The 12,720-nt window shown below is 49.5% G+C and carries 14 protein-coding genes, 2 rRNA genes and 1 riboswitch; of the genes, 11 read left to right on the top strand and 5 right to left on the bottom strand.

The window, feature by feature from the left end; genetic code table 11:
* Positions 1–3 precede the first annotated feature (3 nt).
* From QP794_RS14040 to QP794_RS13995, 10 genes are all read left to right on the top strand, one after another.
* A complete protein-coding gene (locus tag QP794_RS14040) occupies positions 4–798 on the top strand; it encodes an ABC transporter permease subunit (RefSeq protein WP_483311910.1) in 795 nt (264 codons plus the stop codon).
* A 24-nt stretch (positions 799–822) separates the two neighbouring features.
* On the top strand, positions 823–1,599 hold the full coding sequence (locus QP794_RS14035; RefSeq protein ID WP_285077511.1) for an ATP-binding cassette domain-containing protein: 777 nt from the start codon (positions 823–825) through the stop codon (positions 1,597–1,599).
* Positions 1,600–1,623: 24 nt separating this feature from the next.
* A complete protein-coding gene (hisC, locus tag QP794_RS14030) occupies positions 1,624–2,736 on the top strand; it encodes a histidinol-phosphate transaminase (RefSeq protein WP_285077509.1) in 1,113 nt (370 codons plus the stop codon).
* 114 nt (positions 2,737–2,850) lie between these two features.
* Positions 2,851–2,953: riboswitch (TPP riboswitch) on the top strand.
* Between the two features lie 169 nt (positions 2,954–3,122).
* A complete protein-coding gene (locus QP794_RS14025) occupies positions 3,123–3,890 on the top strand; it encodes an ABC transporter ATP-binding protein (protein WP_285077507.1) in 768 nt (255 codons plus the stop codon).
* Positions 3,877–4,701, top strand: coding sequence for an ABC transporter permease (locus QP794_RS14020; protein ID WP_483311909.1), 825 nt, complete (start codon positions 3,877–3,879; stop codon positions 4,699–4,701). The genes QP794_RS14025 and QP794_RS14020 overlap by 14 nt, the downstream gene beginning before the upstream one ends.
* 3 nt (positions 4,702–4,704) lie before the next feature.
* Positions 4,705–5,772 carry an ABC transporter substrate-binding protein gene (locus tag QP794_RS14015; RefSeq protein ID WP_483311915.1) on the top strand — a complete coding sequence of 356 codons (1,068 nt, stop codon included), beginning with the start codon at positions 4,705–4,707 and terminating at the stop codon, positions 5,770–5,772.
* Between the two features lie 303 nt (positions 5,773–6,075).
* Entirely contained in the window at positions 6,076–6,888 is an 813-nt protein-coding gene (gene thiM / locus QP794_RS14010; protein WP_285077503.1) for a hydroxyethylthiazole kinase, read from the top strand.
* Positions 6,885–7,697, top strand: a complete 813-nt coding sequence (gene thiD, locus QP794_RS14005; RefSeq protein WP_285077502.1) for a bifunctional hydroxymethylpyrimidine kinase/phosphomethylpyrimidine kinase — start codon at positions 6,885–6,887, stop codon at positions 7,695–7,697. Before thiM ends, thiD begins: the two co-directional genes overlap by 4 nt.
* Positions 7,697–8,362: a thiamine phosphate synthase gene (gene thiE / locus QP794_RS14000; RefSeq protein ID WP_285077500.1), complete on the top strand. Its 666-nt coding sequence runs from the start codon at positions 7,697–7,699 to the stop codon at positions 8,360–8,362. Before thiD ends, thiE begins: the two co-directional genes overlap by 1 nt.
* A gap of 344 nt (positions 8,363–8,706) precedes the next feature.
* Complete coding sequence (locus tag QP794_RS13995; RefSeq protein WP_285077497.1) at positions 8,707–9,450, top strand: MerR family transcriptional regulator; 744 nt, start codon at positions 8,707–8,709, stop codon at positions 9,448–9,450.
* 276 nt (positions 9,451–9,726) lie between these two features.
* On the opposite strand, the gene QP794_RS13990 is transcribed toward QP794_RS13995, so the two are convergent.
* Complete coding sequence (locus QP794_RS13990; protein WP_285077495.1) at positions 9,727–10,209, bottom strand: hypothetical protein; 483 nt, start codon at positions 10,207–10,209, stop codon at positions 9,727–9,729.
* 191 nt (positions 10,210–10,400) lie between these two features.
* Between QP794_RS13990 and QP794_RS13985 the strand changes: the two genes are divergently transcribed.
* Entirely contained in the window at positions 10,401–10,844 is a 444-nt protein-coding gene (locus QP794_RS13985) for a ferritin-like domain-containing protein (protein WP_285077494.1), read from the top strand.
* A 57-nt stretch (positions 10,845–10,901) separates the two neighbouring features.
* On the opposite strand, the gene QP794_RS13980 is transcribed toward QP794_RS13985, so the two are convergent.
* The 4 genes from QP794_RS13980 to QP794_RS13965 form a co-directional block, all read right to left on the bottom strand.
* On the bottom strand, positions 10,902–11,552 hold the full coding sequence (locus QP794_RS13980) for a deoxynucleoside kinase (RefSeq protein ID WP_285077492.1): 651 nt from the start codon (positions 11,550–11,552) through the stop codon (positions 10,902–10,904).
* Positions 11,549–12,172, bottom strand: a complete 624-nt coding sequence (locus QP794_RS13975) for a deoxynucleoside kinase (RefSeq protein WP_285077490.1) — start codon at positions 12,170–12,172, stop codon at positions 11,549–11,551. Before QP794_RS13975 ends, QP794_RS13980 begins: the two co-directional genes overlap by 4 nt.
* Before the next feature lie 225 nt (positions 12,173–12,397).
* Positions 12,398–12,514, bottom strand: a 5S ribosomal RNA gene (gene rrf / locus QP794_RS13970).
* An 83-nt stretch (positions 12,515–12,597) separates the two neighbouring features.
* Positions 12,598–12,720 (bottom strand): 23S ribosomal RNA (locus tag QP794_RS13965); the annotation flags it as partial.

Genomic DNA, 12,720 nt, shown 5'->3' with positions numbered 1-12,720 from the left:
GGTATGCTTAACGTGCGTTCCAACATATTCAACCGGACATGGTTTAACCGATTCATCCCTTTTGTCGTACCATTGCTCATTCTGGCTCTATGGCAATGGCTCACGGCGTCTGGAGTCGTTGCAGCCAATATATTGCCCCGTCCCGCTCAGGTACTGGAGGCTTTCATTCGGCTGCTTCGTAACGGTGAGCTGCTGAACAATATTAGTATCAGCGCGCGGCGTGCCCTGGGTGGATTCATCATTGGCGGTGGTCTCGGTTTCCTGCTTGGTGTACTGAATGGCATCTCTACTCTTGCGGAAAAGGTGGCAGACTCCTCTGTCCAGATGATCCGTAATATCCCACATCTTTCGTTGATCCCCCTCGTTATCGTATGGTTCGGGATCGGTGAAGAAGCGAAACTGTTTCTCGTTTCCCTGGGCGTCTTCTTTCCCGTATATCTGAATACGTTCCACGGCATACGGTCGGTCGATCCCGGTCTGATTGAAATGGGCAAGGTGTACGGCCTCAGCCGTTGGTCGCTCTACAGGGACATCATCCTGCCAGGTGCGCTGCCTTCCATTCTGGTGGGCATTCGCTATGCACTTGGCATCATGTGGCTGACACTCATTGTAGCGGAGACGGTTGCAGCGGATGCGGGAATTGGATACATGGCGATGAACGCACGGGAATTCATGCAGATGGATGTGATCGTCTTAAGCATTCTGCTATATGCTCTGCTGGGCAAGCTGTCCGATACCATCGCCAAATGGCTGGAACGGCGCTGGCTGGGCTGGAACCCGACTCTATCCCGCAAGTAAAGCCAAAGGAGCGTGAACTAATCCATGAGCACAAGTCAGATCAGTCCTTTTCTTCAAGTCAACGGGGTTCAGAAATCGTATGATCAGCGGACAATTCTATCTGACATCAACGTCAATGTAAGACAAGGGGAATTTGTAGCCATCGTTGGACGAAGCGGTTGTGGCAAAAGTACTTTGCTGCGTCTGATCGCCGGGCTGGAAGCCCCCTCTTCCGGGAGCGTTATGCTGGGCAACAGAAAACTTGGCAGTACGGCACCCGAGACACGGTTTCTGTTTCAGGAAGCCCGACTGCTGCCTTGGAAATCCGTGCTCGACAATGTACGGCTGGGCATCCCCGACAAGAACAAGGAAGATGCACGCCAGTCACTTCGGAATGTAGGACTGGGAGAGCGTGAAGGCGATTGGCCGGGCGTATTATCCGGCGGGCAAAAACAACGTGTCGCCTTGGCACGGGCACTCGCCAGTCATCCACGCTTACTGCTGCTGGATGAACCGCTGGGTGCGCTGGATGCATTGACCCGAATTGAGATGCAGCAGTTAATCGAACGCTTGTGGGTGGAAGAAGACTTGACCGTCATTTTGGTCACCCACGATGTAAGTGAAGCGGTGGCCCTTGCGGACAGAGTCCTGTTAATCGAGGATGGTCATATAACGATGGATACCCGAATTACGCTGGAGCGGCCACGCATTCGGGACAGCGGGTTTGCTCATTTTGAAAACCTGATTCTGAATCGATTGTTGACTCCGCCACAAGAGACACCACAGCAGATTGCCCAGAAACAGATATCATTCTCGATCTAATTCCACTGGAAAGAAGGCATGATTATGCAATCCCTTTCACCCGTTCCCTCTCCTCCTGTTAAAAACCTGTTAAATCAAATTCCGGCTTATACTCCTGCCAAATCCATGGAACAGATCCGGCGAGAGCTGGGACTGGAAAGTGTGGATCGACTTGCAGCGAACGAGAATCCGTTTGGTTCTTCTCCCCTGGCTGCGGAAGCGGTCAGATCGCTAGGCTCCGATCTTCTGGCACAATACCCCGACGGTTCCAGCCAACTGTTGCGTGACAAACTTGCGGAGCGACTGGGTGTCAGTACATCCCAACTGGTATTTGGTAGTGGATCATTCGAGCTGCTGACCCTCACTGCCCAAGCCTATCTTAATCCGGGCGAGGAATCACTCATTCCGGTACCCTCCTTCAACTGGTATAAGGGCGCGACGCTGCTGGTAGGCGGTGTCATCCGTGAAGTGCCTTTGGTCAACCATTCGCTCGACCTGGAGCAATTCCGGCAGCAAATCAACGCTTCAACCCGAATCATCTGGCTGTGCAATCCGAATAATCCGACCGGAACTATATTTACCGCAGAGGAACTGCATCGTTTCCTCGAGCATGTTCCCTCTCATGTGGTGGTTGTCCTGGACGAAGCGTATTATGAATTTGTGGAGAGCAAGGATTATCCCGATACGGTCAAACTGCTGGAGCATTACAATAATCTGATTATTTTGCGGACCTTCTCCAAAATATATGGACTTGCCGGCCTGCGAATCGGATATGGCATCGGGAATGAAAGCATCATTGAAGGCATTAACCGGGTCAAGCTGCCCATCAGTCTGACCGCTACCTCTCAGGCAGCCGCTTCGGCCAGTCTGGATGATCATGAATTTGTCTCTCACTGCCTGCACTACAATCGTGAGGGACGGGAAACGTTAATGCGATCCTTTGATCAGTGGAAATTGCCCTATATTCCTTCCCATACGAATTTCATCATGGTCAATCTGTTACAGGATAGCGGCCCCATTACCAAAGAATTGTTGAACAGAGGCATCTCTGTCCGCGGCGGTGCCGAATTCGGTATGTCTACCTGGCTTCGGATTACGATTGGCACCCCTGAGCAGATTGCCCGTTTGATCCGTGAGCTGGGTGTACTCATTCACTAGTCGGTACATGCTTCTTCTCTCATTCATTTATCTTCTCACCACGACGTGCCTGATCCTGCTCTTTACATTCCGCTTCATTGTGATATATGCTGAGTACACAACTGCATATCTTGCACATTGCACTAGGGGGGCCTTGCGGCTGAGATGAATCGAACGATTCGGACCCTTTGAACCTGATCTGGATTATACCAGCGGAGGGAAGTGGAGCGGCCTATCCGTAAGCGGATTTTTTCATGTTAATGATGAAATTTAATATGAATTGAACGTATAGACCCACTCATTTCTCTGGAAATGGGTGGGTCTTTTTCGCGTTCTGCGACAGATCAGAAGATGTAATTAAAGATCCCGCAGTTTGATGTTTGAATCAGAAGGGGGAACGGAACGAGATGGATAACGACATAACCATTCACAACATGAGCTTTGCTTTCCCGGAAAAAAGGGATTCCCCCGTGCTCTCCAATGTGTCGATGCGTGTAGCGGAAGGCGAATTCGTCTCCCTCATCGGTTCCAGCGGCTCCGGTAAAAGCACTCTCTTCAAGCTGCTGGCAGGCTTACTCGAGCCAACCCACGGAACCATCGAAATTCCGTGGGTTCGCGAAGGAGAACGACTTGGACGCGTGGCATACATGCCGCAAAAGGACCTCCTGTTATCTTGGCGAACCGTCATGGAGAATTGTATGCTCCCCTCCGAACTTGCTTCAGGGCGGCAGGACAAGGCAAAGATTCGGGCGGACATCCTGGCTGGCCTCGACAGATTTGGCTTATCCGGCTACGCGCATGCGTACCCGGACGAACTGTCCGGCGGCATGCGGCAGCGAGTCGCAATGCTGCGCACCCTGCTTACAGGCGGCCAGCTGATGCTGCTGGATGAACCATTCGGTGCACTCGATGCCCTGACCAAACGGGAGATGCATCGCTGGCTGCTAGAACTCTGGGGAAGTTTGGGCAAAACCGTGTTGTTCATCACGCATGATATTGAAGAAGCCTTGCTGCTCAGTGATCGAATTATCCTGTTAACTCCAGGGGGACAAAGCCAACAGCTGCAGGATATAACGGTACCTTTGCCGCGTCCAAGACATTCAGACATGATCTATGCATCGGCTCTCGTTCAGATGAGACGACTTCTGGAGGAACAACTGCATGCGAAACGGTAACTGGAGAGACAGCATGAAGGATAGTGTAAAGCGTTGGCTTGCCCGTTATGGTCTGTTTCTCTTGCTCATGTTGTTACTGCTCGTTATCTGGGAGTGGATTGTGAATATGGTATGGGTGCCCTCCTTCATCATTCCAGCCCCTACGGCAATTGCCAGTTCGCTATATGAGCATCGCCGACTCCTGTTGGCTACACATTTACCTGCTACCTTGATCGAAGTTACCGTCGGTTTTGTCCTGTCCATTGGTGCAGGGATTGCGCTTGCAACAGGCATGCATATGAACCGATCCATTGAAAAGGCGTTATATCCCTTCATCGTAATTAGTCAGACGATTCCACTAATCGCTTTGTCCCCCGTCTTCATCCTGTGGTTTGGCTACACGCTGTGGAGCAAAGTCGCGGTGGTATTCCTGATCGCGTTCTTCCCGATTGTCGTGAGCACCTATGATGGCCTGCGCCAAGGTGATCCGGAACAGCGTGAACTGCTGCTGACGATGGGGGCCAACAAGTGGGATATTTTTCGTAAACTCCAGATTCCACTTGCCCTTCCCTCCTTCTTTTCAGGACTGAAGATGTCTGTGGTGTACTGCGTAGTTGGTGCAACGATTGGAGAATGGCTCGGCGGAAGTAAGGGACTTGGCTATTTCAGCCGCAGAATGTCGAGCAACATGAACACGGATGCCATGTTCGCCGCTATTGTGCTGTTATCCCTGCTTGGTATTGCCCTGTTTGTACTTATTGCATGGCTGGAAAGAAGATTCGGTACACAACGTCATATTCAAAACAGAAAACAAGGAAACGAGGTACTTTAAATGATGAATACAAAGCATATCTATCCCCTACTCCCCCTCCTTCTTATAACCCTGATGCTGATCGTTAGCGGATGCGGGAATACGGGTACCAACACACCTGCTATTGATTCAGCTCCCGATGTAAAAGATACAGAATCATCTGCGACCAAAACGTCATCAGATTCCAACGATAAGCTGTCCATCATGCTCGATTGGTACCCGAATGCCGTACATTCCTTCATCTATGTTGCTCAGGAGAAAGGTTACTTCACGGACCAAGGACTAGATGTCGATGTCCAGATGCCTGCCGATACGAATGACTCGCTCAAGCTTGTTGCTGCCGGAAAAATCGATCTGGCGTTGAGCTACCAGCCGCAAATTCTGCTCGCGCGTGGGGAGAACATTCCTGTACGTTCCATTGCAGCCATCGTTAGGCATCCGCTTGTGCATCTGTTGACTGAAGTAGATGGTAAAGTAAAGTCGCCTAAAGATCTTCAAGGGCTCACGGTCGGCTATTCCTCAATTCCCCTGTATGAAGCGATGGTGCGTACGATGATCAGCCAGGATGGAGGTAATCCTGACAAGATGGATCTGGTGGATGTGGGATTCGACCTGATTCCTTCCATGGCTTCCGGACAGGCGGATGCCATTATGGGTGGTTTTATTAACCATGAGCAATTGATTTTGGAAAAAGAAGGCCATGCGATAAATTCATTCAATCCCGTCGATTACGGCGTACCTGATTATTATGAACTGGTCCTCACTGCAAGTGAGGTGGGCATTGAAACGAAAAAGGATCAGCTTACACGCTTTATCAAAGCGATACAGGAAGGACAGAAATACGTAACGGAGCACCCCGAGGACGCGTTGAACATTCTGCTCGCACATGAGAACGAAACCTCTCCGCTTGACCCGGAGATCGAAACCAAAAGCTTGAATATTTTACTGCCCCTGATGAATGAAGAAGGTCAGCCGTTTGGTGGACAGGACGCCTCGTCTTGGGAAAACGTTCGTGCATGGCTGGTCCAAAGTGAATTGATTCCAGATTCCGTGAAGGCAGAGGAAGCTTTTATTAACTTGCAGGGCGAGTGAGGAAATCGCTTGCTGGATGAGATCAAGCAAAATCCGAAAATTGTCATTCATTATCCATGTCGGTCCACCTGAGTAGATTCGGAATTCAGCTCTTGGACGAATAGAATTCTTATCGAGGATTTGGATCTTTAATTAAGCTTTTACAAATGGACTTTGCAGCTATCCGTGAATAGCTTTTAACTCCCATCATTTATTGGAACCCCCACTACTCCCAACGTTGCAGAATTAACAACTGAATATAAGGGCAACCCTTCCCTGCCTGCTTTTGTTGATCGAATTTCTTGTTTATAAGGAGGATCTTATATGTCTTATCTGGAACGTGTTCGTACGCAAAATCCACTTGTTCATAACATTACTAATATTGTCGTTGCTCCCTTTACCGCCAACGGTTTACTTGCACTCGGTGCATCTCCTTTTATGGCCTATGCACATGAAGAAGTGGCAGATGTCGCCAAAATTTCCGGAGCGGTTGTATTGAACATTGGCACTCTGGACGAAAGGGTAGTTGAAGCAATCCGCCTGGCTGGTCAATCGGCGAATGCAAATAACGTGCCTGTTGTGCTTGATCCGGTCGGAGCTGGGGCAACCCCCTATCGTACGGAAACGGTCCAGATGCTCGTTCGTGAGCTTCGCCTTACGGTATTGCGTGGCAATGTGGCGGAAGTCGCCAATGTCATCGGTGAGAGCTGGAGTATCAAAGGCGTGGATGCAGGTCAAGGCGAGGGAGATCGCGTCGGAATAGCCGAACGGGCGGCACAAAAACTCGGCTGTGTGGTTGTCATTACCGGACGAGAGGATGTCATTACGGATGGACAAACGACGTTCCTGACGAGTAATGGACATGCCTTGCTTACCCAAGTGACCGGTGCTGGCTGCTTGCTCAGTTCAGTGATTGGGGCTTTTGCAGCCCTAGCGAAACCAGGTGACGACTTGCTGAACAGCGTTGTGGAAGCACTCGCTTTTTATGGCATTGCAGCAGAGATTGCGGCAGAACGTACCGCTGACCAGGGACCGGGCAGCTTCCAAATCGAGTTGCTAAATCAACTGGCCCTAGTGACACCTGACATTCTCGCAAAACGGGTACAGGTTCGCCAGATCGATGGAGGTGTCCAATGAGTATTGCGCAGGCTTTGACGATCGCAGGTTCGGATAATGGCGGCGGCGCTGGAATTCAGGCCGATCTGAAGACCTTTCAGGAGCTCGGCGCATACGGCATGACTGTGATTACAGCCATTGCTGCCCAAAATACAACAGGTGTGCAGGGCGTCTTCCCTATCTCATATGAAGGTATCGCTCAACAGTTGGATTCGACCGGTGATGACTTTCAGCCCTCAGCGGTAAAGACAGGCATGCTCTACAGTGCCGAGATCATTCGGCTGGTCGCGGAGAAATGGCAGCAATACGCCTGGTCCAATCTGGTCATTGATCCGGTTATGGTTGCCAAAGGCGGCGCCCCCCTGTTACAGCAGGAAGCCGTTCAGGCGCTAATTACAGAGTTAATGCCTCATGCACTGATCACGACACCGAATATTCCGGAAGCCGAGCTGCTCACTGGAATGTCCATTATGAATTTGGGTCAGCGTGAAGAAGCTGCCAAGCGGATCGTGCAGATGGGCTCGACGTATGCTTTGGTGAAGGGTGGTCATGATGAGGGAAGTGGCATGATTGTCGATGTGCTCTATGATGGGCAGTCATTTCATTACCTGGAGAATGTTCGGGTAGTGACACGACATACCCATGGAACGGGATGTACGTATTCTGCAGCCATTACTTCCGAATTGGCGAAGGGCTCCTCTGTGCTTGCTGCCGTCACGACCGCGCGAGCATTCATTCAGGCAGCTATCGAAGATGAGCTAGGGATTGGGGCCGGGCATGGGCCGACGAATCATTTTGCGTATCAGCGCAGACAGCGAGGTGAGCAGTGATGCGCCATCTGGATGCAGCAGCGATACGCCGTGCGATGCAGGTGTATTTGGTGATGGGCAGCGTGAATACGACGCGTGACCCGGTGGAGGTGCTGCGCCAGGCCATCGCTGGCGGCATTACGCTGTTCCAGTTCCGGGAAAAAGGAACTGGCGCTCTGGTTTGCGAAGCACGCATCACGCTTGCGATGCGGCTTCGCGAGGTGTGCAGCCAGCACGGCATACCGTTCATCGTGAACGATGATGTGGAGCTGGCTGTGGCGGTGGAGGCCGACGGCATGCATGTCGGCCAGGACGATGCGGACGCGGCGCTGGTACGCGCCCGCATCGGAGAAGGGCGGATGCTTGGCGTATCCGCCCACTCCGCGCTGGAAGCCCGCCGTGCGATGCAGGCGGGCGCCGATTATCTTGGCGTCGGGCCCATGTACCCGACGCGGTCCAAAGCGGATGCCCACGCTGTGCTGGGCCCCGCCGGGGTGGCCGAACTGCGCGCCGCAGGCATCGCAGTTCCGGTGGTAGGTATCGGCGGCATTACGCCCGATACCACGGCCGCCGTGATGGCGGCAGGAGCCGACGGCGTAGCCGTCATCTCCGCCATCGCGGGCGCGGCCGATGTGCGCGCAGCGGCTGCGCAGTTCGCTGCGGCGGTGCGCGGGATGCAGGCGTAGCCATGCGCTCCCTGCACCGCCAGCTCTTGTGCTGCACCAAGTGCCTGGTGCAGCCTAACAACACTTTGCCTCCTCTCCATAACAGAGGAGGCAGTCGCACTACCCATACAGCGCAACAGTCTATAACATGGACAAGCAGCACTCCTGTAAGCAACGGATAATTGAAATTATCCAAGCTTGCAATCATTTACACATTTACTCATTTACACATTTACTTAGCTTTCACTCCCCCAATCCATTCTCAAGATGCGGTTTCCATGCTCGCATCTTGTTTTTTCATTTTTCCCTGTTGACTCTCACGTAACGTGACACTGTACAATCGGTGGTGTAAGGAGGTATTAATCATGGCCATGAAAGTAAAAGAAGTAGCTGAACTTGTCGGGATCAGTGTGCGCACACTGCATCATTATGATGAGATCGGACTGTTAATACCGGACGAAGTGACTTCTGTCGGTTATCGACTGTACTCAGATGCCAATCTGGAAATGCTGCAGCAGATTTTATTTTTCAAAGAACTCGATTTCTCCCTGAAAGATATCAAGAAAATTATAAACAATCCCTCTTTCGATCAGGAGGAAGCCCTAAATATGCATCGCCGTATTCTACTGGAAAAGCGCCAGCGGTTGGACCAAATGATTGCCACCATTGATAAATCAGTTCAACACGCGAGAGGAGAAATTAAAATGACAGCCAAGGAACAATTCGAAGGATTTAATTTCAGTCATAATCCGTATGAGCAGGAAGCGCGGGAACGTTGGGGAGACCAAGTCGTGGATCAGGCTAACCAAAAATTACAGAACCAGCCTCCTGAGAAGCAAAAAGCCCTATCCGATCAAATGAACTCAATCTACACCCGACTGGCAGCAATTCGTCACATTGACCCCACATCTGCCGAAGCTCAAGCCGGTATCTCGGAATGGTACACCTATCTAAACAACATGGGTAATTATTCACCTGAAGCCTTCAAAGGGCTGGGGCAGATGTACGTGGAAGACGAACGCTTTACACGTAATATTGATCAATTCGGCGAAGGCTTGGCTGTATTTATGCGGGATGCCATGACTGCCTTTGCTGATCGAAACAGCTAATCAGGCAATAAGCTGTAGTTCCATTTTGTCTCATCCGATGTCCACCACCATTAGGTATTCATGTGATTACTTGGACGATTAGAACATTAGAGGATCAATTGGATCTACCTCTTGCTGAGTTCATTCAAAAAGGGACGTACGCCATTGGCCTACGTCCCCTTTTTCGTATCTCAGCCGCAATGTGAACGGGCTTTAAAGCCATTCACTCTGAGTACGCCTTTTTTTGCATGCAATCCTGTATTCCACAGAATTTCTGCGTCTTCCAGTCGAATCAGTTTAAGCTCTTGGAGCGTGATCAGACGACGATGCATCCGATGCCAGACTGGTTTTTGCCATCCGTCCTGGAATCTGCCATGCCGACACGATCGCCAGTACGATGAATAACAGATCAACCGGCTCGCTGAAATAATCCGTAAAGGTTTCCACAAATGCGCTTACCATCTCACCATCAAATACCAGATCCATCATGCTCGCATCGCTGAACAACTCGGATGTAAAATACACCACCGTCAGATACTTTCCAAGCAAAATACCTATAAGTGCAAATATAACTGCGATGACTTTATGTACTGTTGCGATTCGTTTGTTTGAGAACAATACAACCGCGTAGCCTGTGAGCGCCCCAATGACAATAGCAATGAGCCCAAGCTCTCTTTCCGTCATGGCAGCGATCACTGCCCACACAATACCCCCTATAACTGCTGCCAATAAACCACCAACGATTGGCATGCCGATCTTGATCCCTTGTTTCTCTTCCACGTTGACTTTCCCTCCTGAGTCATGCTTATGCTTATTTTCCAGAATTCACCTTTCCTATGAAACCACAAAACCTGCTTTTATTCAACAAATTTCTATGCTTAGGTATGCAGATTATTGATTTTTAGAACAGGCACATTTGCCTATGATTCACATAATATGCTGTAAGAAGATGTACGGAAGGAGCAACTCCCTTGTACAGTTATCCTTATTATCGGAATGACAGCATGATCATAGCTCAGGTTACGAAAGCCATAAACGGAGAATCCTCAGCTATTGCCTGTTATACTAAACTTGCCGAATTGGCACCAACTACAGAAGAAAAAATGCGTATTCAGGAGATACGCCAGGATGAAATGAAGCATCTTCAATATTTTATTAGTATCTATGTATCCTTGACGGGAGTTCAGCCCACTGTCCAAATCTCCCAGGATTGTCCATCCGAATACATCGCGGGAATTCACTATGCCTTCAAAGATGAGCAACAGACCGTCGAATTTTATTCTGATGCTGCAGATCAGGCCACTGACCCGCATATTAAAGAAACATTTAGACGGGCTGCCACAGACGAGCAAAGGCATGCCGTATGGTTCCTGTACTATCTGACAAAGCATAAACCAAGCTCCACTGTAAAATAAAAATACATCCCCTCCTATTGTCATAGGAGGGGATGCGAAATTATAATGATTTCTTATTTAGATTTCCTTAGCCGGGTTAATGACAGCTGCAATCTGTGCCAAAATGGCATCCACCGATGCTGGGTCATTCACGTCATACTCATCAATGTTCAAACGCAACACCGGACAAGCCGTAAATTGATTAATCCATACCGAATAGCGCTCATGCATATGCTCCCAGTAGGAACGATCCGTCTGGATCTCCATTTCCCGTCCACGTTCCGTAATTCGATTCAGGATGGATGGCAGACTACCCTCCAGGTAGATCAGTACATCCGGATGAGGGAAATATGGTGTCATCACCATCGCTTCAAACAAACTGCTGTATGTCTCGAAATCCGTAGTCGACATTGTGCCCTGATCGGCATGCATTTGCGCAAAGATGCCAGTATCCTCATAAATGGAACGATCCTGTACAAATCCGCCGCCCAGTTCAAAGATTTTCTTCTGTTCCTTGAAACGCTCTGCCAGGAAGTAGATCTGCAAATGGAAGCTCCAACGTTCAAAGTCATGATAGAACTTCTCCAGATATGGATTGTGGTCGACTTGCTCAAGAGAGGTCTTGAAATTTAAACGCTCTGCCAGAGCTGCAGTTAGTGTGGATTTGCCCACCCCTACAGTACCTGCTACCGTGATTAATGCATTCGTGGGAATGCCATAGTTGTTCATGTGATATACTCCTTTACCTGATTAACAATCTGTTTAAAATGTTCAGGATATTCTACAAAATCGAGCTGTTCCGCATTCACCTTAATGATAATCGGCGGATTCGGACTGTTAGCCAGGTAGGCCATACCTGTTTTGTAATCTGCGATTAACTGTTCCATATACGCAGGGTCCATATCCTGCTCAAAAGACCGTCCACGTTTGTTGATGCGTTGCATCAATGTATCGAGTCCAGCTTCAATATATAGCACCAGATTTGGTTTCGGAAGATCATCCGTTAAGAGATGATAGATTTGACGGTATTTGTCCCGTTTTGTTCCCTTTAGGGTACGATCGGCAAAAATCATATTTTTATAGATATGGTAGTCCGAAATAACGGGAGTGTTCTGTTGAATATAGTGAGCGCCCGTGTCTTCCAGTTGCTTGAATCGGTTGCACAGAAAAAACATTTCAAGCTGGAAGCTCCACTCATCTATATCCTGATAGAAGGAAGCCAGAAAGGGATTCTCTTCTACAATTTCTTTGACCAGCGGAAGATTCAATTCCTGGGAAAGCATTGTTGCCAACGTTGTTTTCCCGGCTCCAATGGGACCTTCCACTGCAATAAACGGTGCGGATTTCATCGTGTTCCAGTTCCCCCTCATACTCATGCGTGTTTCCGTTTCTATATAGACCTCACCTATTGTATCACAGCTTCGATGATGGGAAGGCCAGTATTTTATGTATAAAATGAGTTTTATCTCTACGGACTAATATAAATAAGACAGTCTATAGTAATTATAATAATCCCTATAATTCTAATAACAGAAAAAGACACGATCGCTTATATACGATCGTGTCTTTCGATTGCTTGGCGGCGTCCTACTCTCCCAGGACCCTGCGGTCCAAGTACCATCGGCGCTAGAGGGCTTAACGGTCGTGTTCGGGATGGGTACGTGTGGAACCCCTCCGCCATCGCCACCAAACGCATAGCTTAGCCTTACATTTCAGAGATCATTCTCTGAAAACTAGATCCGAAACGAAATTCGCGATGTATCACCTGCATATCTTGGATAAGCCCTCGACCGATTAGTACTGGTCAGCTCCATGCATTACTGCACTTCCACCCCCAGCCTATCTACCTCGTCGTCTTCAAGGGGTCTTACATACTGGGAAATCTCATCTTGAGGGG

It is taken from the genome of Paenibacillus sp. UMB7766-LJ446 (assembly GCF_030226665.1).
Lineage (GTDB): Bacteria > Bacillota > Bacilli > Paenibacillales > Paenibacillaceae > Paenibacillus > Paenibacillus vandeheii.
Note: the sequence above shows the minus strand (reverse complement) of the source record. Positions and strands in the feature narration are given on the sequence as shown.